Source organism: Microbacterium psychrotolerans, assembly GCF_031085295.1.
GTDB lineage: Bacteria > Actinomycetota > Actinomycetes > Actinomycetales > Microbacteriaceae > Microbacterium > Microbacterium psychrotolerans.
The window spans coordinates 756,060-778,134 of sequence record NZ_JAVFWO010000001.1 but is presented as its reverse complement, the minus strand read 5'-3'; the positions used below and the strand labels follow the sequence as shown (position 1 = coordinate 778,134).

Sequence of the window (22,075 nt, the reverse complement as noted above, 5' to 3'; positions counted from 1 at the left end):
TCGGTGTCGGCTCGGTCCAGAATGGAACCCATGACCGCGACCGACGTGGCTCCCTTCCGCGTCGTGTTCGTATGCACCGGCAACATCTGCCGCTCGCCGATGGCCGAGGTCGTGTTCCGGGAGTTCGCGGATGCCTCCGGTCTGGGTGCCCGCGTGGCCTCGACCAGCGCCGGTACCGGCGACTGGCATGTGGGCGAGCAGGCCGACCTGCGCACCATCGCGGCGCTCGAACGCGCCGGCTACGACGGCGCCCACCACCGTGCGCGGCAGTTCACGCACGCCGACTTCGCGCGCAGCGACCTCGTGGTGGCCCTGGATCGCAGCCACGAGCGGATCCTGCGTGGATGGGCGCGCACGGAGGGCGACGCCGACAAGATCGCGCTGCTGCTGTCGTTCGATCCGTCGGCGACCACGCTGGACGTGCCCGACCCGTACTATGCCGGGCCCGGAATGTTCGACGAGGTGCTCGGTATGATCGAGAGTGCGAGCCGGGCGCTCTTCCGGCAACTAGAACCCGCCATCCGCCCCGTGCCATGACCTCCGGTGTCATGACGCCGGATCGACGGTCGTCTTCGCCGAGACCGACGGGAGCCACCGTGACCTCACTTCCCCCGCAGCCCCTCAGCCCCCTCGACGGGCGCTACCGCCCCGCCGTCGGCGAACTGGGCGAGTACCTGTCCGAGGCGGGTCTGAACCGCGCCCGCGTCGAGGTCGAGGTGGAGTGGCTCATCGCCCTCACCGACCGCTCGCTGTTCGGCACCTCGCCGCTGCAGGACGACGACAAGGCGCGCCTGCGTGCGCTGTACCTGGAGTTCGGGCAGGCCGAGATCGACTGGCTGGCCGAGAAGGAGGCGGTGACGCGCCACGACGTCAAGGCTGTCGAGTACCTCGTGCGCGACCGGCTGTCGGCCCTCGGCCTCGACGCCGTCGCGGAGCTCACGCACTTCGCGTGCACCAGCGAGGATATCAACTCGACCTCGTACGCGCTCACCGTGCAGCGCGCCGTTCAGCGCGTCTGGCTGCCGAAGCTCCGGGCCGTCATCGCCGCGCTCACGCAGCTCGCCGTGGACCACCGCGACGCCGCGATGCTGTCGCGCACCCACGGCCAGCCGGCGACGCCCTCGACAATGGGCAAGGAGCTCGGGGTGTTCGCGTGGCGCCTCTCGCGCGTCGCCGACCAGATCGAGGGCGGCGAGTACCTCGCGAAGTTCTCCGGCGCGACCGGCACGTGGTCGGCGCACCTCGCGGCCGCTCCCGAGGTCGACTGGCCGGAACTCTCGCGCGGGTTCATCGAGGGCCTCGGCCTCGACTTCAACATCCTGACCACGCAGATCGAGTCGCACGACTGGCAGGTCGAGCTGTACGACCGCGTGCGTCACGCCGGCGGCATCCTGCACAATCTGGCGACCGACATCTGGACCTACATCTCGATCGGCTACTTCACGCAGATCCCCGTCGCCGGCGCCACCGGCTCGTCGACGATGCCGCACAAGATCAACCCCATCCGGTTCGAGAACGCCGAGGCGAACCTCGAGATCTCGGGCGGGCTGCTGGCCACGCTCTCGCAGACGCTGGTGACGAGCCGCCTGCAGCGCGACCTGACCGACTCGACGACGCAGCGCAACATCGGCGTCGCGTTCGGGCACGCGCTGCTCGCGCTCGACAACCTGCAGCGCGGGCTCCGCGAGATCTCGCTGGCCGACGATGTGCTGCTGGCCGACCTCGACGCCAACTGGGAGGTGCTCGCCGAGGCGATCCAGACCGTCGTGCGCGCCGAGATCGCGGCGGGCCGGTCCCAGATCACCGACCCCTACGCACTCCTCAAGGACCTCACCCGCGGCCGTCGCGTCGGCGGACCCGAGCTCGCGGAGTTCGTGCGCGGCCTCGACATCGGCGACGAGGCGAAGGATCGTCTGCTGGCGCTCACCCCCGCGACGTACGACGGGCTCGCCTCGAAGCTGGTCGACGAGCTCGGGTAGCTCTGGAATCGCGGGTGCGGTCGCTGCGCGGGATGCCCGTCAGATCAGTCCGCGGCGCACCAGCTCGGGGCGCACTCCCTCGGCGAACCAGTACGCCTCTTCGAGGTGCGGATAGCCCGACAGCACGAACTCGTCGAAGCCGTGGTCGTGGTACTCCTCGATGAGGTCGGCGACCTCCTCGAAGCTGCCCACGAGCGCGGTGCCCGCGCCGCCGCGGACGAGGCCGACGCCCGCCCACAGGCCGGGGTGCACCTCGAGATCGCCGCGCGTCGTGCCCCCGTTCGTCAGCGCGTGCTGACGGCGCTGGCCCTCTGAGCCTGACGCCGCGAAAGCGGCACGGCGGGTGGCGATCAGCTCGGCGTCGAGTCCGGCCACGAGCTCGTCGGCGATGCGCCACGCCTCGTCGGACGTGCGCCGCGCGATGACGTGGTGACGCACGCCGTACCGCAGCGTCCGGCCGCGAGCCGCGGCGGCATCCCGCACCCGGCCGATCTTCTCGGCGGCCTGTGCGGGCGGTTCGCCCCACGTCAGGTAGACGTCCGCGTACTCGGCGGCCACCTCGATCGCGGCCGTCGAGGATCCGCCCAGATAGATCTCCGGCACGGCGTCCAAACGCGGCATCTGCCCGCCGACGACGTCGTAGTGCTCGCCCCGGAACGTGACCTCCTCACCCGTCCAGAGCCGCCGCACCAGGTGGAGGAACTCGCTCGCCCGCGCATATCGGTCATCGTGCGTCAGGTGATCGCCGAAGCGCCGCTGCTCGGCATCCTCTCCGCCGACCACCACGTTGACGCGCAGCCGCTCTCCGCTCACGCTCTGGAACGCCGCTGCCATCTGCGCCTGAAGGGTGGGCGACACCAGCCCGGGCCGGAAGGCGATGAGGTAGTCGAGCGTGCGCGTGTGCTGCGACAGCGCCGTAGCCAGCGTCCAGGTCTCCTCGTTCCACGTGCCGGTCGGCACGAGCACCGCCTCGAAGCCGAGATTCTCCGAGGCCTGCGCGACCTGCGAGAGGTACGGCACATCGGGCTTGCGCAGGACCGTGAGGTGCTGATTGACCGCGTGGATGGTGGCGCTTCCCATGCTGACGTCGGTGCGCGAGTCGCCGGTCAGGGGAAGGAACCAGTCGAGGATGAGGGGCCCACGGGGGCGGGCGGTCGCGTCGGCCATGGCGTCCCTTCCGGCCCGCTCATCAGGGCGGCGGGCGCTTCAGGCTAGCCGTGGTGGCGTGCCGCCTGCCGCGGCGTTGCGCACTGTGACGCGTTCGCCGCGTTCAGACCACGCCGGCGCGGGATCCTGCGGCATGGCTGAGCTCTCGAGAGAGGAGGTGGCTCAGAGACGACAGCCGCCGGGGCTGTCAGGCCTTCGGATCGGTGGATGCCGCCGCATCCGGATCCTCGCCGGGCTCCGGCTTCTCGGACTCGTCGTCGAAGAGCACCGGCCGGTCGATCTGCTTCGTCACCTGGGCGGGGTCGACCGCGAGGAGAAGGAGCGAGACGATGAGCAGCACGGCGATGAAGCTGATTCCGGCGATGACGAGGGCGGTGACCACGGCGCGCTGCGCCTCGTCGCCGGTGCGCTGCTGGAAGAAGCCCATCGACAAGAGCGTCACCACTCCCGCGAACAGAGCGGCGCCGAAGGCCAGCCCGAGCAGCTGCAGGGGCTTCATCAGGTCGCGGCGGGTGGGGCTGTCGTGGCTCACGCGGAGTCCTTCTGCGGGGTGGTGTCGGCGGATGCGGGTGCCTCCGCCGTGACGCTCTCGGCGGTGTCCGGCTCGGCCGGGCGCGGCGAGAAGCCGGCGATGCCGAGGTAGACCGCGACGATCGCCGCGTAGCCGCCGAACAGCCCGACGCCGATCGTGATGCCGGTGAGGGTGAAGGTCGCGTGGGCCTCTTCGATCGTGTAGTCCAACGCGTACGCGGGCTGCACGAACAGCAGGGCGATGCCGAGCAGGATCGTGATCGCGCCGATGACGGCGGCGTCGCGGCTCTCGGAGCGGGGGCCGGCGAGAGCGGCGGGTCGGGCGTCGGCGACCCCGGGCACGATCTCGCGCCGCTCGCGGCGGCCGGCCAGGCCGCGCCAGCCGGCGATGAGCTCGATGACGCCGCTGAGCAGAGCCCAGGCGATCACGATGACGAAGTAGCCGGTCACGGTGCGCAGCGGGTACAGGCCACCCGCCATGCCGGCGGCGACCGAGATGCCGCCCAGGGCGGCCGCGGGCCAGCGGCGGCCGGCGGGGTAGACCAGCCAGACCGCGAGCAGCAGCACCAGCCCGGTGGCGATCGCGAAGCCGCTGAACACCGCGCTGCCCACAGCCGCCGAATGATCCGGCGAGAACGTGATCATGAGCGCCGCCAGGGCAGCGAACGCGGCGCGCGCGAGCTGTACATGGCGCACGGCGAACGTGCGGGCATCGGCTGAGGTCACGGTGATCCTGCGGAGGAGCGGGTTCTCAGAAGCGAGAACGGATGCCTTCAGTCTACGTGCGTCGTGGATGACAGCATCCTGAACCCCTTCCAGGCCCCCGCGTTCGCCCCGTCAGGCGAGGGTGTCGAGGATGCCGGTGAGGAGCTCGAAGGTGGTGAGCGGCGAGATGATCGCGAACCGCAGCACCGGCTCGCCGGCGTGGGAGCTCGGGACGACGAACGCATGCTGCTCCTCGAGCAGGCGGTCCGACCATGCCTCGTAGTCCGCGAGCGTCCAGCCCTCGCGGCGGAACACCACGACCGACAGCTGGGGGTCGCGCACGAGCGACAGCCCGTCGCGCGCCTCGATCTCATCGGCGATGCGCCGGGCGAGCTCGATGCCGTACTCGATGGTCGCGCGGTACTGCTCGGTGCCGTGGGTCGCGAGGGAGAACCACATCGGCAGCCCACGGGCGCGGCGGGTGAGCTGGATGGCGAGATCGGACGGATTCCAGTCCGGCTTGCCGGTGAGGGTGTCGAGGTACTCGGCCTTCTGCGTGTGCGCCGACAGCGCCAGTGCGGGCTCGCGATAGATCAGCGCGCACGCGTCGAACGGTGCGAACAGCCACTTGTGCGGATCGACGATGACCGAGTCGGCGAGCCCGACGCCGGCGAACGCGGGTCGCATGCGCTCCACGAGCATCGCCGCCAGCCCGTAGGCGCCGTCGACGTGGAACCACACGCCGCGCTCGCGCGCGACGGCCCCGACGCCCGCGATGTCGTCGACGATGCCGAAGTTCGTCGTGCCGCCGGTGGCCACGACGGCGAACACCGCGTCGCCGTGCTCGTCGAGCACCCGTGCGACGGCGTCGCCATGCAGGCGCCCGTCCGCGTCGACCTCCGCCGTCGCGACGTCCACGTCCATGACGGCAGCAGCCGATGCGATCGACGAGTGGGCCTCCGCGCTGCAGACGACGACCCAGCGCGACGGCGCCGCGCGCCCCTCGTCTGCCGCACGGCGCCGAGCCGCGTCGCGCGCCGTCACCAGCGCCGAGAGGTTGCCGATCGTGCCGCCCTGGACGAACACGCCGCCCGAGCCCTGCGGCATCCCGAACTCCGAGGCGAGCCAGTGCAGCACTTCGTTCTCGGCGTAGACCGCGCCGGAGCCCTCCATCCACGAGCCCCCGTAGATGGCGGATGCCGACACCACGACATCGAACGCCAGGGACGCCTTCGTGGGGGCAGAGGGGATGAACGAGAGGTATCCGGGATGGTCCGTCGACACGCACGAGGGGGCGAGCACGTTCTCGAACAGCGCGATCGCGCGTCGCGAGCCGATGCCCTCCGGGGTGATCGAGCCCGAGGCCAGCCGCTCGAGGTCGCGGGGGGTCATGGGCTTGTCGAGCGGCACGTCCTCGTACAGCGCCCGGCGTCGTGCGTACTCGAGCACGTCTTCGACGGTGTGACGCGTGTCGGCCGAGATCGCGTGCATCGGGTCGGGCGCGGCGGGCGAGGTCATGGACGCTCCTGTGGGTCGGGTGACACCTCACGGTAGAGGGGCACGCGACGCCATTCAAGACGGTGGATGCCGCGACCGGCGCTGCAACGTGGTGCAACGTGCTGCGGCGTAGCGTCGAAGGCAGAGGGCGGCGAACGCCCGCCCCAGGGAAGTGATGACGATGACGATCCTGACCGACGCGCACGCCGAACGCGGCGCGGCGATCCCCACGGGCACGATGCGCGCAGCCGTGGTCACCGCGCCCGACAGGCCACTCGACGTGAGAGACGTCCCCATCCCGACGCCCGGTCCCGGCCAGGCGCTGGTGAAGGTGCTGACCACCGGCGTGTGCCACACCGACCTCCACGCCGCCCGCGGCGACTGGCCGGTCGCACCCAAGAGCGACCTCATTCCGGGTCATGAGGGGTACGGCCGCGTCGTCGCCCTCGGCGACGGCGTCACCACACTCGCGGTCGGCGACCTCGTCGGCAACGCGTGGCTGTGGAGCGCCTGCGGCGTCTGCGAGTTCTGCCGCACCGGGTGGGAGACGCTGTGCCCCGAACAGCAGAACGGCGGCTATTCGGTCGACGGCAGCTTCGGCGAGTACATGCTCGTCGACGAGCGCTTCGCCGCCCGGATCCCCGAGGGCGCGGACCCGGTCGAGGTCGCGCCGATCCTGTGCGCGGGCGTCACCGTCTACAAGGGTCTCAAGATGACCGAGGCTCGCCCCGGCGAGTGGGTCGTGATCTCGGGCATCGGCGGGCTGGGCCACATCGCCGTGCAGTATGCGCGGGCCATGGGCATGCGCGTGGCGGCGGTCGACATCGACGACGCCAAGCTCGAGCTGGCGCGCTCGCACGGCGCCGAGGTCACCGTGAACGCGCTGACGCAGGACCCGGCCGCGGTCATCCAGGAGCGCACCGGCGGTGCGCACGGAGTGCTCGTCACGGCCGTGCACCCGCAGGCCTTCGGCCAGGCACTCGGCGTCGCCCGCCGCGGCGCGACCATCGTCTTCAACGGGCTGCCCCCAGGAGACTTCCCGGCCGACATCTTCGACATCGTGCTGCGGGCGATCACGATCCGCGGCTCGATCGTCGGCACCCGCCAGGACATGATCGAGGCCCTCGACTTCTACGCGCGGGGACAGATCCACCCCACCGTCGCGGTGGAGTCGATCGACGACATCAATGACATCTTCGAGCGCATGGAGCACGGCAAGATCGACGGCCGCATCGTGATGCGGTTCGCGTGACGGCGTCACGACGGCGAAGTCCAAGACCGACACGGCGCAGGGGCGGGGCGGATACCGCGCCCCTGCGCCGTTCGGTGCGCACCCGTCGCCGGCGGCCGACGCAGCGGCCGCACGGCCGACGCGGGTCACGCGGGACTCGACGCGGGATCAAGCAGGAATGGAGAAGCATCGCCCGGCACCGCCTCACTAGCGTGAAGGCCACGGGGCACGAAGGCGCCCCCCGAGCGCGAGGAGGAGCACCATGGCCAAGACGACGTCAGACGGACTGAGTGAAGAAGAGCGGGAAGCCGTCAAGAACCGCGCGAAGGAGCTGCGCGCTCAGGCGAAGGCGGGCAAGAGCCGCGAAGCGGGCACCAAGCAGGTGCGCGAGGCGATCGACAAGCTCGAGGGCACCGACCGGGAGGTCGCCGAGGGGCTGCACAAGGTCGTGTCCGAGACGGCACCCGATCTCGTGCCGAAGACCTTCTACGGGTTCCCCGCCTATGCGAACGCGGACGGCAAGGTCGTCGTCTTCACCCAGCCCGCCTCGAAGTTCAAGACCCGCTACGCGACCATCAACTTCGACGAGCCCGCCCGGCTGGACGACGGCGACATGTGGCCCGTCGGCTTCGCGGTGGTGGCATGGAACTCTGCGGTCGAGAAGAGGATCACCGAGCTCGTGAAGACCGCCGTCGCCGACCCCGCCTGACGGCTAGCCCATCGCCGCGCCGTCGCCCGCGCCGTCGCCCGCCGCCCGGGCGGCGGCGCGGTCGGCGTGACCGAGCTGCCGCCCGGGCGCGATGCGGTCCCGTACCCGGCGCTTGAGGGCGACGATGTCGGGGAAGCCGCCGTCCGCGGCGCGCGACCACACGAGCTCGTCGTCGGCGTAGACCTCGAACACGCCGCCCGTGCCGGGCTCGAGCGTGGCGCCGCCGCCCATGAGCTCGGCCTGGAAGGTCGTGAGCAGCTCCTGCGCAATCCATGCCGCGCGCAGCATCCACGCGCACTGCGTGCAGTAGACGACCCGGACGTGGTGCGTCATGCGATGCCTCCGGCGGGCGAGAGGAACTCCAGCGCCGCGTCGCGGAAGGCGCGCGACCCCGGCGTGTTGAAGTGGTGCCGGCCCGGGATCTCGACGAAGGTGCCGTTCGGCGCCGTCGCCGCCAGCGTGCGGGAGCGCTCGAGGATCGCGTCCTCCGAACCGGTGGCGAAGAGCACCGGCTGTGCCGGGGGACGGGCGGGATCCGGGTCGGCATCGCCGAACCGCATGCCCTCGGCGAGCGCGATGAGCGCGCGCAGATCGTTCTGCGGCACCCGCTCGGCGAGTCGCACGTAGTTCTGCGTGACGGCGTCGGCCACGGGTATTCCCTCCTCGGCATACGCCCGGGCCTGATCGATGCGCAGGCGGCCGAGTGGCCGGCCGTCGGGGATGCCGCCGAGCACCGCCCGATCGATGTGTTCCGGGGCATCCACTGCCAGCTGCCATCCGACACGGGCTCCCAGGGAGTAGCCGACGTACCGCACGGCATCGACGAGGTAGGTGTCGAGCACCGCGATGAGATCGCCCACGAAGGCGCTCATCGAGTACGCGCGGGGATCATGCGGCTTGTCGCTGGCCCCGTGACCGCGCTGGTCGACCCCGATGACGCGGTAGCCCGCTGCGGTCAGCATCCGCACCCAGCCCGTCTCGACCCAGTTGTCGCGGCAGCTGGATGCGAATCCATGCACGCACAGGACGGTCTCGGCGTCGGGATCGCCCCAGGCATATGTCGCCAGCTGATACCCCTCGTTCGACATGATGAAGCTCGGCTGCGGCATCTCGGTGCGCACGACGGGGGCGACGGCATCCATACCCGCCATTCTGCTCTCACCGACGCCGCTGGGGCCGCCGCGCACGGCCGCAGATCGGATCCCGCGCCCGCGAGGCGGCGGAGATTACGCTCCTCGGCTGCGATTCGCAACGGGCTGAGCGTTCGCGGGTGTGCCGCATAACGTCGCGGCATGAGCATGGACAACCCCCGCGGTGCACGTCCGACGGAGCCCGTGGCCCCGCGGCGCACCGACACCGACCTCGACCGCGACGGAGTGGCCGACAGCCGTGAAGCCGTGACCGCCCGCAACGACGCGTCGTTGCGCGACACCGTCGTGGCCCGCGAGCACGAGCGATTCGGCGGCATCAAGTTCGGCGCCGCGTTCTTCGGCTGGCTCGCAGCCTTGGGCGCGCTGGTGGCCCTCACCGCCGTGGTCGCCGCGCTCGGCGCCGCGACCGGTCTGGCATCGCCCGAGACCGTCGAAGACGCGGTCGACGCCGCCGACCAGAACATGGGCGCGGCGACCATCATCGGAGCGATCGCGATCGCCGTCGTACTGTTCGTCGCTTATTTCGCCGGCGGCTACGTCGCCGGCCGCATGGCGCGGCTGAGCGGCGCCAAGCAGGGCCTGGCCGTCTGGCTCTGGGCCATCGCGATCGCCATCGTCGTGGCCGTGGTGACGGCCATCGCCGGTGCGCAGTGGGACATCCTGGCGAACGTCGACATCTTCCCCCGCATCCCCGTCACGCCCGAGGCGGCGACCTGGACCGGCATCCTGACCGCGATCGGCGCAGCCGTGATCACGCTCATCGCGGCGATCCTCGGCGGAGCGGCCGGTATGCGCTACCACCGCCGCGTCGACCGCGCAGGCTTCGGCGACGAGCGGGTCTGAACCTCAATCCACCACGAGAAGGGAGATCCAGCATGGGTCTGGACGATGACATCAAGCACAACGCGGAAGAAGTCAAGGGCAAGGCGAAGGAGGCGGTCGGTGACGCGACCGACAACGAGCGCCTGCAGGCCGAGGGTGTGGCCGACCAGGCCAGCGCCAAGGTCAAGAAGGCCGGTCAGGACGTGAAGGACGCGCTCACCGACGATCGGTGATCTGCCGACGACGGTGCCCCGGATCCCGGCGGATCCGGGGCACCGTCGTGTCCGGGCACCGTCGTGTCCGGGCACCGTCGTCTCCGTGCGCCGCGCGTCAGAAGACGTCCCAGTCCCGCGCGCGTTCGACGAGTGCGTCGATGACCCGCGTGGTCGCGGCCGTCGGCGGCGCATCCGCGCGGATCGCGAGGTGCAGGGTGTTGATGGGCGCCTCGGCGGATCGGTGGAGCATCTCCACGGTGCCGGCGCCGATCGCAGGCTCCGCGAGGTAGCGGGGCAGCGCCGAGATGCCGGCGGCGGCGATCACCGCCGCCAGCACCGCCCTCAGGTCGGGGACCGTGATCGCCACCGCGTTGGCCGGCCGGTGCCCGAACTGGCTGCGCCAGTAGCGCCGCACGATCGACAGTTCGGCGTCGTAAGCGACGAGCGGCAGGTGCTGCAGCGCTCCCGCGGGGTCGGCGGCGAGACGCGCACGGTCGATGGTCCGCGCGAGCGACGGCGCGCCCACGAGCACGAACTCCTCGTCGACGAGTCCTCGATAGCGGATGCCGCGCAGCGGCGTCCGCACCGACGAGACGACGACATCGAGGTCGCCGTCCGCGAGCCGGGCGAGAAGGTCGTGCGCGAGACCGAGGCCGAACTCGACGCGCACGCCCGAGCTCGTGAGCGGCGCCAGCGCGGGGATCACCCGGAGCGCGACGACGTCGCTCGCACCGCCCACCCGCACCGTCTCGACAGGTCCGGGGGCCGGCGCCGTCCACACCGCGCGCAGCCGGTCGACCGGTGCCGCCACGCGCACCGCGAGCGCGTCGCCGGCCGGGGTCGGCGTCACCCCGCGCACCGATCGCGTGAAGAGCGCGATCCCGAGCTCGCTCTCGAGCCGGGCGATGCGCTCACTCACCGAGGGCTGGCTCATCCCGAGGCGGGCGGCGGCCGCCGTGATCGAACCGGCGCGATGCACCTCGACGAACGTGTGCAGCAGATCGAGCTCTTGCATGAGACATCCATCCATCAAGAAACCTATGACTGGTACACAGCATAGGAAATGAGAGCGATGGATGCCCCGTTCCCTTCGACAGCGGCTCGCGGGAGTCGCCGAACAGGAGAGAAAGACATGGCACACGTACTCATGGCGGTCACCGGAGCGGACGCCATCGTCCTGACGGACGGCACGGCGCACCCGACCGGGTTCTGGGCGGAGGAGCTCGTCGAGCTGCATCGGGGCCTCGTCGCGGCCGGGCACGACGTCGACGTCGCGACGCCGGGTGGCGTGCGCCCGACCGTCGATCCCGGCAGCCTCGCGGGAGACACCGCAGCGCTGACCGACTACCTCGCCTCGATCGACGGCCTCCTGGCGCACCCGCGCGCGCTCGCCGACGTGCGGGACGGCGAGTACGACGCGATCGCGCTGCCGGGCGGTCACGGTCCGATGGTCGACCTCGCCGCCGACGCCGATCTCGGTCGGCTGCTCGTCGACGCCGTCGATCGCGACGCAGTCGTCGGCGTGCTGTGCCACGGGCCCGCCGGGCTGCTCAGCGCCGTGCGGGCGGACGGGTCGTTCGCGTTCGCCGGCCGCCGGCTCGCCGTCTTCACCGACGAAGAGGAGCGCCAGGGCGGACTGGGCGACGGCTCGCCCTACCTGGTGGAGTCGCGCCTGCGCGAGCTCGGCGCAGTCATCGAGTCGGGCGAGCCGTGGTCGGTCACGGTCGTGAACGACGGCTCGTTCGTGAGTGGTCAGAACCCGCAGTCGAGCGTCGCGACCGCAGAACGCCTCGTCGAGGTGCTCGCCGCCCGCTGACGCGGCCGCGGGCAGCGCGGAGACCGCGCTGTACGGCGCGGGCCGTGGGGGAGGGGCGCGCCGGCTCCCTCCCCCACGGACCGCCGATCACTCGACGGTGAGCCTCACGGGCTTCGACGCCGTCTCACCGTTGGCGTTGGCGAACACGGCGACGAGCGTGTGGTCTCCCGGCGCGATGCCGGTCAGCTGCACCGACGCCGACTGCGCACCCGGTGTCGCGGCGACCAGCTCGCCCGACCCCACGACCTGCCCGTCGAGCTCGAACCGGTACGACGTGGCGTTCGTTCCCCACCAGAGGTCGGCCTTCGCCGTGAAGGCTCCGTCCCGATCGCGGTCGTCGTGCGAGACCGCCGGGGCACCGGGCGCCGCGTGGATCACCTTGACCGTCGTGGACGACGTCGCAGTCGTCCCCTTCGAGTTGACCAGCTCGCCGGTGTAGACGTACGTGCCGTTCGGCTTGCCGGTGAAGCTGACACCGGTCGTCTGCGACATCCCGTCGGGGTCGGACAGCACGCGCGTCGAGACGAGCGTGCCGTTCTCGTAGAGACGGAAGATGCTGCCGGGAGTCCCCCACCAGAGGTTCATCGCGACGTCGTAGTTGCCGTCGTGCAGGCCGTACTCCCACCCGCTGGTGTTCGAGAGCGCGCCCTTGCCCGGCGCCGAGGTGGCGCCGTCGTCGAGCGCGACCGGCTGCAGCCGCAGCGCGTTCTGCTCGACGTAGTGGTAGACGTTCAGGTGCCCCTGGTCGGCGATCGGGTTCGAGGCGCCGGCGTCGAGATGGCTCCAGACCGTCTTGCCGTCGACACGGAGGACCACTCGCGTGCCCGCGTCGACCTCGACGGCGCCGAACTCGAGCTCGTGCTCCTCACCGGCGCGGATGGCGGTGTTGGGGATGACGTCGAGCATCGTCTGCTGGGGTTTCCAGCTCTGGAACTCGATAGTGTCCTCCTTGATCACCACCAGGTAGCCCTTGTTGCCGTTCACCCACGCCGGGTCTCCGGCGCGATCGGAGCGGACGGCGAAGCCGTACCAGCCGCCGTCGAAGCCGTCGACCGCGGCCCGGAAGCGCAGCAGGCCGCTCCCGAAGGTCTCGGGGCCGTAGCCGTACACGCCCTCGGCGTCGATCCGGAGGCTCCCCTCGTCGAAGTCGACGGCGTCGGTCGCCGGCCAGCCCGCGGGATCGAGGAGCGGAGTCAGCAGATCGATGACGGGATGCTGGGCAGCCCGCACCTCGATGGTCGACGTCGCGGTGATCGAGGCATTCGCAACCGACGTGGCCGTGATCGTCGCCTGACCGGCGGCGAGCGCGGTCACCTCGCCCGTATCGTCGACGGTCGCGACCTCGGGCGCGCTCGAGGTCCATTCAACGCGCGGGTTGGTGGCGTCCGACGGCGTGACCGAGAGGTCGAGCGTCAGCCGCTCACCGGGCTCGAGCGTCGCCTGGTCGGGCGAGACGTCGATAGCTGTCACGGCCGTCGGCACGATGGAGAACGTCACGTCGTCGAAGTCGAGCGCCGTGAACTTCTCGACGTAGAAGCCGACTCTGCCCGACGCGGTGGCTGACGGGTTCGGTCCCTCGATGACCGGCTCGCCGTCCACCGTCACCTGCACGCCCGAGCCCTTCACCACCATGCGGACGTCGTACACGGAGTCGGGGGCGAGCCCGGACCCGGCGGGCAGCTTGACCTCCTTGAGGATCTGCCACTGCGGTCCGTAGATGGTCCACGTGGGACCCGTCTCGGCGTGCCGATACCGCACGTACCCTCCCGGGGTCGGCCCCGTGCGGTCGTAGACGAGCAGGATGCCGCCATCCGGCACCACGGCCGGCGTACGCACCTGGAAGTCGAGCACGTAGTCCGTGAAGTTGCGCGGCAGCTGCGAGTTGGCGCCGCCCTTGATGCGGTACCAGTGCTCGCCGTCGGGGTCCTCGACGATGGCGCGGTTGGGATCGACCGGCCAGCCGTTGGCGCCCGACTCGAAGTCGGTCCGGTGCATGACCCCGTCACCGTCGGCGACGACCACGACGGCCTGATCGGTGATCGCCGGGTCGGCCTTCGAGGTGACGGTGATGACGGTCTCACCAGGCAGGAGGGCGGTGATCATGCCCGCTGCGTCGATCGTCGCGACCGAGGGGTCGCTCGAGGCGTAGTCCACCGCGGGGTTCGAGGCGTTCCACGGCACGACCTCGGCACCGAACGACGCCGTCTTGCCGAGGTCGAGCGTGAACTGGTCGGCTGGCAGGTGCACGCTCTCGAGGGCGACGGAGTCCGGCGCGTGGGGCAGGCCGATCTTGCCCTGCGGCCCGATCAGCTCGAACGGGATCGCCGCGAAGCCGGGAACCTGGTCGAAGACGGCGGCATCCTCTCGCAGCCGGAAGTCACCTGCCTGCCAGTCCACGAAGCCGGGGTCCTCGTTCGCCACCCAGTTGTCGGCGTAGTTCATGAGGTTCTTGACGTCGCGCGCGCCGTGCTCGTTGACCTGACCCGAGCGGGTGAGCGTCGGATTCCACGTCACGTTCCGCTCGAACACGTTGTTCGCGGGGAAGTAGTGGTTCTCATCGAAGAATGTGAGGAGCTCGGGGTACTTCTCGGCATACGGCGTGCCGACGAAGTCGTTGTTCGCCTCGAACAGCTCGGTCCACCCCGGCATGTACGAGGTGTCGACGGTGTTGCCCGGCTGGTCGCCCATCCACATCTCGTAGTTGTCGTACGGCACGTGGGTGTCGATGAATACATTGTTGCGCGACGTGATGTAGTCACCCGATCCGCTCTTGATCGCGGCATTGCCCATCCGGTAGAAGACGTTCTCCTCGATGGTCAGCCCCATCGTGAGGTTGTCCGGATAGATGCCCTCCACGCCCAGTCGACCGATCCCGGTGTCGTGGAAATAGTTCTGCCTGATGACGGTGCCGCGCTGCTGCGGCGTTGCGCCGGCGTTCATGTAGATCGCGCCCAGATCCTGGAACGTCTTGCACACGTCGTAGATGTCGTTGCGCTCGATGACGTGGTCGTTGCCGTGCACGATGATGCCCGGATGCGGGGCGTCATGGATCTCGTTGTTCCGCCCGATGTTGCCCACCCCGTCGAACATCACGCCCGGGTTGTAGGCCTTGTGGTAGTACGCGAAGTCGTGGATGTGGGAGTTCTCGACGCGGTTGCGTCCCGGTTCGAGGGTCGTCTTGTCGCCGCCCTGGAGCACGACCGGCACGCCGCCGATGTGACGGAGGTGCGAGTCGACGACCGCGTGGTCGCGTCCGCCGCGGTTCACCGGGATGCCGTCGTACGTGTAGCGGCCAGGGGAGTTGATGAGCACGCCGCCGTCGGCGAAGTTGCGGATGTCGCTGCGCTCGACGCTCACGTGGCTGCCGCCCAGGATGACGGCCGCGTTCGCGCGGCCGTACTCGAGCACCAGCTCCTCGAACGACACATGCGACGTGCCGTCGGTGCGGAGCATCGGCTCCTTGAGCATCGTGACCGTCGCCTCTGCTCCGCCGAGGAACGCCTGGTTCGGCATCAGGTAGAGCCGGCCGGTCGCGCGATCGATGTAGTACTCGCCCGGGGCGTCCAGCTCCTCGAGCAGGTTCTCGGCGAAGTGGAAGTCCTCGAACCACGTCTTCATGAGGCCTGACATCTCGCCGTAGCGGAGTGTGATCGTCTTGGCCTCGGTGTCGATCGCGGCGATCTTGTTGTACGACCACTCCCAGCTGTAGCCGAAGATGCCGTCGAGCCACACGTCGTCGGCCGCGGTCCAGTACTGCGGACGGTCGTAGTTGTAGCTGAAGGTGCCGCCTCGCTCCTGGAGGTCGGCGTCCTTGCGGGTGGGCCCGGGATCGAGGATCTCGTCCATCTGCACGGTGGCCCCGGCGTTGGGCCAGCGGGCGAGGGTCATCCCCTCGCCGCCGATGTAGAGCTCCATCGGCGGCACGGTGCTGACGTCGTTCGCCTTCCAGTAGCCGTGACGGCTGAGCTGCCCGTAGTCGGTGATGCCGGCCGCGGCCAGATCGATGGCGACGACCTTGCTGCGCGCCGCCTCGTCGACGATGCGACTGAGCACACCCTCGTCGGCGACCGGCTCGAACGCGCCGGAGTCGAGCGCGACGCCGCCCGTCAGCGTGACGGTCTCACCGGGATACGACCGATACGTGATCGGGGACTCGGCGGTCCCCGAGTCGTCCGCACCGAGCTCGAACGCCTCGGTGCGGGGGTATGTTCCTTCCCGCAGCGAGACGGTGACCCCGCCGTCGGGCAGCCCGGTCGCCGCCTTCATCGCGCGGATCGCGTCGCGCGCGCCCTCGAGTGTGCGCAGTGGCGCTTCGATCGAACCGCTCGCCGCATCGTCGCCGTCCGGGGCGACGTACAGCTCTGCGGTTGCCGCGGCCTGCAGGTCGGGCGCTGCTTGGGCCGCGGTCGCCGTTCCGGCGATCAGCGTGCCCACGAGCGCGACTACTGACAAGAATCGCTTCATCGCGAGGTTCCAGCCCTTTCGTGAGTGACCGCGGCGTCGCGGTCGCCTTCATAGGTGGTCCGTTCGCGCACGCCGAGTGGCGGACGGGAGACGGAACAAGCGCGATGCTACATTAATCGATAATCGTCAATCAAGAGTCGATTAGTATGCGAACCACGAACCGGGCGGTGCCGGGCGTGCACACCACGAAAGAAGACGGATGCCGCGAGCCGCGGCATCCGTCTTCGTAACGGCTCTTCGGAGCCTCGGATCGTCAGGGCACGCGGTAGCCCGCGGCGCGGAACAGCTCGTACCACTCGGCGCGGGTGAGGGGTAGGTCGGAGCCCTCGGCTGCCGCGCCCACCCGCTCTGGGGTCGTCGTGCCGAGCACCACCTGCATCAGCGCCGGGTGGCGCGTGATCCAGGCGACCGCGATCGCGATGGCCGGCACGTCGTACGCGGCGGCCAGCCGGTCGATGACGGCGTTCAGCTCGGGGTAGTCCGGCGAGCCGAGGAAGACGCCGTTGAAGAATCCGGCCTGGAACGGCGACCACGCCTGGATGGCGATGTCGTGCAGGCGGCAGTAGTCCACGATGCCGCCGCCGTCGAGGGTGAGCGCCTGCTCCTCGCCCTGCATGTTGCCCGCCACGCCCTGGGCGATCGACGGCGCGTGGGTGATCGAGAGCTGGATCTGGTTCGCCACGATCGGCTGGCGCACCGACTTCTTGAGCAGGTCGATCTGCCGCGGGGTGTGGTTCGAGACGCCGAACGCGCGCACTTTGCCCGCCGCCTCCAGCTCGTCGAAAGCCCGGGCGACCTCGTCGGGCTCGACGAGGGCGTCGGGCCGGTGCAGCAGCAGGATGTCGATGTAGTCGGTATCGAGAGCGCGCAGCGACCCTTCGACCGCTGAGACGATGTGGTCGTACGAGAAGTCGAAGTACGGCCCCTCGCGGACGATGCCGGCTTTCGTCTGGATCGTGATCTGCGCACGCTCCGATGCGGTGAGCTGCATCGCCTCGGCGAACCGCCGCTCGCAGCCGTGCACGTCGCGGCCGTAGACGTCGGCGTGGTCGAAGAAGTCGATCCCGGCATCGCGGGCGGTGCCGACGAGCGTGCGCACCGCGTCGTCGTCGAGGTCCTGGATGCGCATGAGCCCCAGCACCACGTTGGGTGCGGGACGCTCGACGCCGGTGAGTTCGATGGTCTTCATTGGTCCGCTCTCGGTTCGGGTGTGCCGGGCCTCCCGCGCGCGGTCGGCTCGGTCCTGCGCGCTCCACGCTAGGCAGCCGAGACAAAGAAGTCCAACAACTGTATGTTGTGTGATTGAGAATCATCGCGAATGGATGCCGGATCCGGCGCGGCAGGAGGTCTCATGGAGCACCGTCAGCTCGAGTACCTGATCACTCTCGAAGAGGAGCGCGCGGAAGTCGCGGCCGCATGACCGTCGTGCTGGTGGAGGGTGAGAGCGACCGCATCGCCCTCCAGACGCTCGCCACCCGGATGGGGATCCGGATGCCGGAGGTGCGCGTCGTCGGCGGCTCCAAGGGCGCCCGGCGCGTGGCCGCCGAGCTCGCCGGCACCCGGCTGCTCGGACTCGTCGATCAGGGCGAGCGGCACGACTTCGAGCGCGTGCTCGACGACGTCTTCGTCTGCGACCCCGACCTGGAGGCCGAGTTCGTGCGCGCACTCGGCGTCGATGGAGTCGAGGCCGTCATCGCCGAGCAGGGTGAGCTGGCATCGTTCCGCAGCCTGCAGCGGCAGCCCTTCCAGCGCGGCCGGCCGGTCGAGGCGCAACTCGCCCGGTTCTTCGGCGGCCGGAGCGGGAACAAGGCCCGCTATGCGGAGCTTCTGGCCGGCGCCGTTCCGCTGGACCGGGTGCCCGCACCGCTGGCGGCGCTCCTCGCCGCTGTGTGACGGGCCGGCCGCCGCTCTTCTCCCTGGCTGATGGGCCGGCCGCCCGTCAAGTGGCCCCGCTGGCAGTGACCTCGCGCGACGGCATCCGTCTGCCGGGATGAGCGCGTTCTCACGCACCGCTCGCTCCCCGTTCACCGAGTCGTCGGAGGTTCGTCGCCGGCCGGCCAGGGTGCGGTGGGGCGGTCGCGATTGCGTCGAGGCATGAGTCGAATCCCCACACGACGCGTCCTGCCGCGCCTTCTGGCCGCAGCAGCAGCGACGGTCACCGCCGTCGCCCTCCTCCCCGCCACCGCCACCGCCGCCTCCGCCCAGCCGGTGCCCGCCGCGCCCGCGGCGTCGTCGTCGCCGTTCGTGCAGACGCACGTGCCGACGCTCGTCGCCCGGGCCACGCTGTCGGCCGACCACCTCGAGCCCGGTCCGGCATCCGGCGCGCTCGCGACTTCCGCGAACGGCCGCACCGGACCCTGGGACGGTCAGGTCATCCCCGGGTTCTCCGCGGCCATCGACAACGGCGACGGCACCTTCTGGGCGCAGCCCGACAACGGCTTCGGGGCGAAGGGCAACTCGGCCGACTTCCTCCTGCGCAACTACCTCGTACGTCCCGCGTGGCAGACCGCCGACGGCGGCACCGGCGAGATCCGGGTCGAGCGCTTCATCTCGTACAACGACCGCAACGGCGTGCTCGACTTCCCGATCGTGAACGAGGGCACCGCCGAGCGGCTGCTCACCGGCGGCGACTTCGACATCGAGTCGGTCGTCAAGGCCAAGGACGGTTCGTTCTGGGTCGGTGAGGAGTTCGGTCCCTTCCTGCTCCACTTCGACGCCGAAGGCACGCTGCTCGAGAAGCCGTACGCGCTCGACGGCGCCAAGTCGCCGCAGAACCCTTACCTCCAGGCGGGCGAGACCCCGCGGGTGCGCGCGAGCCGCGGGTTCGAGGCGATGGCCGCCTCGGTCAACGGCCGCTACCTCTACCCGGTCGTCGAGGGCTCGTACGCCGACGACGCCGACCTGCGTCGTCGCGAGATCCTCGAGTTCGACACGCGCGCGGGGGCGTACACCGGCCGCACCTGGAGCTACCAGACCGACCAGGAGCCGAACGTCATCGGCGACGCGTTCACCGTGCGAAACGATGTTCTGATCCTCATCGAGCGCGACGACTTCGAGGGCGAGCAGGCGGTCACCAAGCGCGTCTACCAAGTCGACCTGCGCCGCACCGACGCCGAGGGCTACGTCGAGAAGACACTCGTGCTCGATGCGTTGCGCATCGCCAACCCCCACGGCATCGGCGCCGGCGACGGCTACGGCACCGGCGAGATCTACTCGCTCCCCGTGCAGTCGTTCGAGACCGTCGTGCAGCTCAAGGACGGCAGCCTCCTCATCGGCAACGACAACAACTACCCGGGCAACGACGCGCGCATCCCGGGCACCCCCGACGACACCGAGTTCGCGATCATCGACCTCGACAAGACCAAGATCGAGCCGTCGACCGTGAGCCTCATCGGGCACCGCGGCGCGAGCGGGTCGCGCCCGGAGCACACGCTCGCCGCATACGAGGCGGCGATCGTGCAGTGCGCCGACTACATCGAGCCTGATGTCGTCTCGACCAAGGACGGCGTGCTGGTCGCGCGCCACGAGAACGAGATCAGCGGGACGACGGATGTCGCGACCCGGGCCGATTTCGCCGCGCGCAAGACCACGAAGGTCATCGACGGGGTCTCGATCACCGGCTGGTTCACCGAGGACTTCACGTTCGCCGAACTGCGGACGCTGCGTGCGAAGGAACGCCTGCCCCAGACGCGTCCGGCCAACACCGCATTCGACGGCCTGTACGTGATCCCGACCCTCGACGAGGTCATCGACCTCGCCCGCCACTCGGTGAGCTGCGACGGACGCCCGGTCGGCGTCTACCCCGAGACGAAGCATCCGTCGTACTTCGACTCGATCGGCCTGTCGCTCGAGGAGCCGCTGGTCGCGGCACTGCAGGCCAACGGCGTCGACCGCGCGGACGCGCCCGTCATCGTGCAGAGCTTCGAGACCGCCAACCTGCGCGATCTCGACGGCCTGACCGATGTGACGCTCGCCCAGCTCGTCAGCGGATCCGGTCGACCGTACGACTTCACGCTCGCGGGCGACTCCCGTACGTACAAGGACCTCGTGACGCCCGTCGGGCTGGCGGAGATCGCGACCTACGCCGACGGCGTGGGCCTCGAGAAGTCCGTCATGATCCCGCGCACCGCGGAGGGCCGTCTGGGCGCGCCGACCACGGTGATCGCCGACGCACACGCCGCGGGGCTCTCGGTGCACGGCTGGACGTTCCGCGCCGAGAACCAGTTCCTCCCGCTGGAGTTCCGCTCCAGCGCCGACCCGAACGCGTACGGCGACCTCGCCGGCGAGCTGACGGCGTTCATCGCCGCCGGCATGGACGGTGTCTTCAGCGACCACCCCGGCATCGCTGCGGTGACGATCGACACGGTGACCCTCGAGGGCTGAGCCCCCACGACGCCGCACAGGGCGGGGGATGCTGCGGCATCCCCCGCCCTTCGTCGGTCAGCGCACGCGCCGGCCGTGCGCGATGTCGATGAGGCGCGACAGCACCTCGCCACCCGAGCGCAGTCCGTTGTGCTCGTGCTCGCTGGTGATCCACGGCGTCACGCCCGGGAGCAGCCGAGCGGTCTCCATCGAGAACTCGAAGGGCACGTAGAGGTCGTTGGCGTAGACGGCGGCGGCGCCGCGGGCGTTCGACGCCGCGATCGCGTCGGCGTCGTACAGCCGCGGCCAGGCGAAACCGGCGAGCTCGAGGGTGACCTCGCGCCACGGCTGCAGGGCGGGAACGGTGTCGAGCCACTCGCGGCGGACGTGCTCGCCGGTGAAGAGCGTCGGATCGTCCCGGAAGTCGTCCGGCTCGGTGCGCTCCGCCGACCAGAGGGTCGCATGCCCGTCCGCGTAGCTCGACTCGTGGAACACGTAGTACAGCGGATTGCGCGCGTCGAACGGCATCGCGGCGGCGAGGTCGTGGCGGAACGCGTTGGTGTGCGGCTCGAGCTCGAGCAGGCTCCACAGCTTCTGCCACCCCTCGTTCGTCCCGAGCGCGGAGCCGGCCGAGCGCACGCGTGACACCGAGGCGACCTCGCCGTCGGGCAGCACGATGGCGCCCGCGTCCGCGAGGTCGACGATCCGCCGCATCGCGTCGCGATGCGCGGGGAATCGCCGGTAGTAGCGCTCTGACGCCTCGCGCATCTTGTCGTACGTGAGGGCGTACACGTCGTCGGGATGCCGCCCCACGGCGCTGAGACCGCCGGTGATGTACACCTGCTCGAGCGATGCGGCATCCGTCGAGAGATAGGCGAGGGTTGTGAAACCGCCGAACGACTGCCCGAGCACGCTCCAGGTCGGGACGCCGAGCTCTTCGCGCACCGCCTCGCAGTCCCGCACGATCGCGTCGGCCCGCAGATGCGTGATGTACTCCGCGAGCTCCGGAGCGCCGCGCTCGAGATCGCGGTCCGAGACCGGTGTCGACAGGCCCGTGCCCCGCTGGTCGAGCAGCACCAGACGGTAGTGCTCGAGGGCCTCGTCGAGCCACGACGGCCCGTGCGGCGAGTGGAAGGCGCGGGGCGCCTCGTGGCCTGGCCCGCCCTGGAGGAACACGAGGTACGGGAGCTGTTCTCCGCCCTCGCGCGTTACCACAGCGGCGTGTATGTCGATCGTGCGGGCGTCCGCCGGATCGCCCCACACCAGCGGAACGGTGAGGGTGTGGTCGTCGATGGTCAGGTCCTGCATGCGGCGCGTCGTCACGGACATGCGTACGAGCGTAGGGGCATCCGCCGACGCCGATGCCGACGCCTGCGCCACCCTGGCAGCGACATCTTGCGCCCCATGAATCAGCGCCGCCGCAGGA

At 70.3% G+C, this 22,075-nt stretch carries 19 protein-coding genes; 9 read left to right on the top strand and 10 right to left on the bottom strand.

The window, feature by feature from the left end; genetic code table 11:
* Positions 1-30 precede the first annotated feature (30 nt).
* Both Q9R08_RS03365 and purB read left to right on the top strand, forming a co-directional pair.
* Positions 31-537, top strand: coding sequence for a low molecular weight protein-tyrosine-phosphatase (locus Q9R08_RS03365; protein WP_308866410.1), 507 nt, complete (start codon positions 31-33; stop codon positions 535-537).
* A 59-nt stretch (positions 538-596) separates the two neighbouring features.
* Complete coding sequence (gene purB / locus Q9R08_RS03360) at positions 597-1,979, top strand: adenylosuccinate lyase (protein WP_308866409.1); 1,383 nt, start codon at positions 597-599, stop codon at positions 1,977-1,979.
* Positions 1,980-2,018: 39 nt separating this feature from the next.
* Here purB and Q9R08_RS03355 read toward each other — a convergent pair whose 3' ends face one another.
* From Q9R08_RS03355 to Q9R08_RS03340, 4 genes are all read right to left on the bottom strand, one after another.
* The gene (locus Q9R08_RS03355) at positions 2,019-3,146 is read right to left on the bottom strand and encodes an LLM class flavin-dependent oxidoreductase (protein ID WP_308866408.1); all 1,128 of its coding nucleotides are present in this window, start codon (positions 3,144-3,146) and stop codon (positions 2,019-2,021) included.
* 187 nt (positions 3,147-3,333) lie between these two features.
* Positions 3,334-3,678 carry an amino acid transporter gene (locus Q9R08_RS03350; protein WP_308866407.1) on the bottom strand — a complete coding sequence of 115 codons (345 nt, stop codon included), beginning with the start codon at positions 3,676-3,678 and terminating at the stop codon, positions 3,334-3,336.
* Positions 3,675-4,403 (bottom strand): acyl-CoA synthetase, encoded by a 729-nt coding sequence (locus tag Q9R08_RS03345; protein WP_308866406.1) that lies wholly within the window; start codon positions 4,401-4,403, stop codon positions 3,675-3,677. The genes Q9R08_RS03350 and Q9R08_RS03345 overlap by 4 nt, the downstream gene beginning before the upstream one ends.
* Positions 4,404-4,514: 111 nt before the next feature.
* Complete coding sequence (locus Q9R08_RS03340) at positions 4,515-5,900, bottom strand: pyridoxal phosphate-dependent decarboxylase family protein (RefSeq protein WP_308866405.1); 1,386 nt, start codon at positions 5,898-5,900, stop codon at positions 4,515-4,517.
* Between the two features lie 160 nt (positions 5,901-6,060).
* Between Q9R08_RS03340 and adhP the strand changes: the two genes are divergently transcribed.
* Positions 6,061-7,131 (top strand): alcohol dehydrogenase AdhP, encoded by a 1,071-nt coding sequence (gene adhP / locus Q9R08_RS03335; protein WP_418001306.1) that lies wholly within the window; start codon positions 6,061-6,063, stop codon positions 7,129-7,131.
* A 241-nt stretch (positions 7,132-7,372) separates the two neighbouring features.
* Positions 7,373-7,819: a hypothetical protein gene (locus Q9R08_RS03330; protein WP_308866404.1), complete on the top strand. Its 447-nt coding sequence runs from the start codon at positions 7,373-7,375 to the stop codon at positions 7,817-7,819.
* 3 nt (positions 7,820-7,822) lie between these two features.
* Here Q9R08_RS03330 and Q9R08_RS03325 read toward each other — a convergent pair whose 3' ends face one another.
* Together Q9R08_RS03325 and Q9R08_RS03320 are read right to left on the bottom strand one after the other, a co-directional pair.
* Positions 7,823-8,152 (bottom strand): Rdx family protein, encoded by a 330-nt coding sequence (locus tag Q9R08_RS03325; RefSeq protein WP_308866403.1) that lies wholly within the window; start codon positions 8,150-8,152, stop codon positions 7,823-7,825.
* The gene (locus Q9R08_RS03320; protein ID WP_308866402.1) at positions 8,149-8,961 is read right to left on the bottom strand and encodes an alpha/beta fold hydrolase; all 813 of its coding nucleotides are present in this window, start codon (positions 8,959-8,961) and stop codon (positions 8,149-8,151) included. Before Q9R08_RS03320 ends, Q9R08_RS03325 begins: the two co-directional genes overlap by 4 nt.
* 150 nt (positions 8,962-9,111) lie before the next feature.
* Between Q9R08_RS03320 and Q9R08_RS03315 the strand changes: the two genes are divergently transcribed.
* Together Q9R08_RS03315 and Q9R08_RS03310 are read left to right on the top strand one after the other, a co-directional pair.
* Positions 9,112-9,813: a hypothetical protein gene (locus Q9R08_RS03315; protein WP_308866401.1), complete on the top strand. Its 702-nt coding sequence runs from the start codon at positions 9,112-9,114 to the stop codon at positions 9,811-9,813.
* A 32-nt stretch (positions 9,814-9,845) separates the two neighbouring features.
* Entirely contained in the window at positions 9,846-10,025 is a 180-nt protein-coding gene (locus Q9R08_RS03310; RefSeq protein ID WP_308866399.1) for a CsbD family protein, read from the top strand.
* A 97-nt stretch (positions 10,026-10,122) separates the two neighbouring features.
* Here the strand turns inward: Q9R08_RS03310 and Q9R08_RS03305 are convergent, their stop codons facing one another.
* Positions 10,123-11,022: a LysR family transcriptional regulator gene (locus Q9R08_RS03305; protein ID WP_308866398.1), complete on the bottom strand. Its 900-nt coding sequence runs from the start codon at positions 11,020-11,022 to the stop codon at positions 10,123-10,125.
* A gap of 117 nt (positions 11,023-11,139) precedes the next feature.
* On the opposite strand from Q9R08_RS03305, the gene Q9R08_RS03300 reads away from it, so the two are divergent.
* Positions 11,140-11,823, top strand: a complete 684-nt coding sequence (locus Q9R08_RS03300) for a type 1 glutamine amidotransferase domain-containing protein (protein WP_308866397.1) — start codon at positions 11,140-11,142, stop codon at positions 11,821-11,823.
* Between the two features lie 87 nt (positions 11,824-11,910).
* Here Q9R08_RS03300 and Q9R08_RS03295 read toward each other — a convergent pair whose 3' ends face one another.
* Complete coding sequence (locus tag Q9R08_RS03295; protein ID WP_308866396.1) at positions 11,911-16,275, bottom strand: Ig-like domain-containing protein; 4,365 nt, start codon at positions 16,273-16,275, stop codon at positions 11,911-11,913.
* A 265-nt stretch (positions 16,276-16,540) separates the two neighbouring features.
* Positions 16,541-17,476: an aldo/keto reductase gene (locus tag Q9R08_RS03290; RefSeq protein WP_308866395.1), complete on the bottom strand. Its 936-nt coding sequence runs from the start codon at positions 17,474-17,476 to the stop codon at positions 16,541-16,543.
* Between the two features lie 227 nt (positions 17,477-17,703).
* On the opposite strand from Q9R08_RS03290, the gene Q9R08_RS03285 reads away from it, so the two are divergent.
* Together Q9R08_RS03285 and Q9R08_RS03280 are read left to right on the top strand one after the other, a co-directional pair.
* A complete protein-coding gene (locus Q9R08_RS03285) occupies positions 17,704-18,180 on the top strand; it encodes an ATP-dependent endonuclease (RefSeq protein WP_308866394.1) in 477 nt (158 codons plus the stop codon).
* A 201-nt stretch (positions 18,181-18,381) separates the two neighbouring features.
* On the top strand, positions 18,382-20,670 hold the full coding sequence (locus tag Q9R08_RS03280) for an esterase-like activity of phytase family protein (RefSeq protein WP_308866393.1): 2,289 nt from the start codon (positions 18,382-18,384) through the stop codon (positions 20,668-20,670).
* Positions 20,671-20,727: 57 nt separating this feature from the next.
* On the opposite strand, the gene Q9R08_RS03275 is transcribed toward Q9R08_RS03280, so the two are convergent.
* Positions 20,728-21,978: an alpha/beta fold hydrolase gene (locus Q9R08_RS03275; RefSeq protein ID WP_308866392.1), complete on the bottom strand. Its 1,251-nt coding sequence runs from the start codon at positions 21,976-21,978 to the stop codon at positions 20,728-20,730.
* Positions 21,979-22,075 lie beyond the last annotated feature (97 nt).

What these genes read in the sequence shown, in the direction of transcription:
- Q9R08_RS03365 (WP_308866410.1), top strand. Translation starts at nt 31, where the DNA reads ATGACCGCGACCGACGTGGCTCCCTTCCGCGTCGTGTTCGTATGCACC.
- Q9R08_RS03355 (WP_308866408.1), bottom strand. Translation starts at nt 3,146, where the DNA reads ATGGCCGACGCGACCGCCCGCCCCCGTGGGCCCCTCATCCTCGACTGG.
- Q9R08_RS03340 (WP_308866405.1), bottom strand. Translation starts at nt 5,900, where the DNA reads ATGACCTCGCCCGCCGCGCCCGACCCGATGCACGCGATCTCGGCCGAC.
- adhP (WP_418001306.1), top strand. Translation starts at nt 6,061, where the DNA reads ATGACGATCCTGACCGACGCGCACGCCGAACGCGGCGCGGCGATCCCC.
- Q9R08_RS03330 (WP_308866404.1), top strand. Translation starts at nt 7,373, where the DNA reads ATGGCCAAGACGACGTCAGACGGACTGAGTGAAGAAGAGCGGGAAGCC.
- Q9R08_RS03325 (WP_308866403.1), bottom strand. Translation starts at nt 8,152, where the DNA reads ATGACGCACCACGTCCGGGTCGTCTACTGCACGCAGTGCGCGTGGATG.
- Q9R08_RS03320 (WP_308866402.1), bottom strand. Translation starts at nt 8,961, where the DNA reads ATGGATGCCGTCGCCCCCGTCGTGCGCACCGAGATGCCGCAGCCGAGC.
- Q9R08_RS03315 (WP_308866401.1), top strand. Translation starts at nt 9,112, where the DNA reads ATGAGCATGGACAACCCCCGCGGTGCACGTCCGACGGAGCCCGTGGCC.
- Q9R08_RS03310 (WP_308866399.1), top strand. Translation starts at nt 9,846, where the DNA reads ATGGGTCTGGACGATGACATCAAGCACAACGCGGAAGAAGTCAAGGGC.
- Q9R08_RS03305 (WP_308866398.1), bottom strand. Translation starts at nt 11,022, where the DNA reads ATGCAAGAGCTCGATCTGCTGCACACGTTCGTCGAGGTGCATCGCGCC.
- Q9R08_RS03300 (WP_308866397.1), top strand. Translation starts at nt 11,140, where the DNA reads ATGGCACACGTACTCATGGCGGTCACCGGAGCGGACGCCATCGTCCTG.
- Q9R08_RS03290 (WP_308866395.1), bottom strand. Translation starts at nt 17,476, where the DNA reads ATGAAGACCATCGAACTCACCGGCGTCGAGCGTCCCGCACCCAACGTG.
- Q9R08_RS03285 (WP_308866394.1), top strand. Translation starts at nt 17,704, where the DNA reads ATGACCGTCGTGCTGGTGGAGGGTGAGAGCGACCGCATCGCCCTCCAG.
- Q9R08_RS03280 (WP_308866393.1), top strand. Translation starts at nt 18,382, where the DNA reads ATGAGTCGAATCCCCACACGACGCGTCCTGCCGCGCCTTCTGGCCGCA.
- Q9R08_RS03275 (WP_308866392.1), bottom strand. Translation starts at nt 21,978, where the DNA reads ATGTCCGTGACGACGCGCCGCATGCAGGACCTGACCATCGACGACCAC.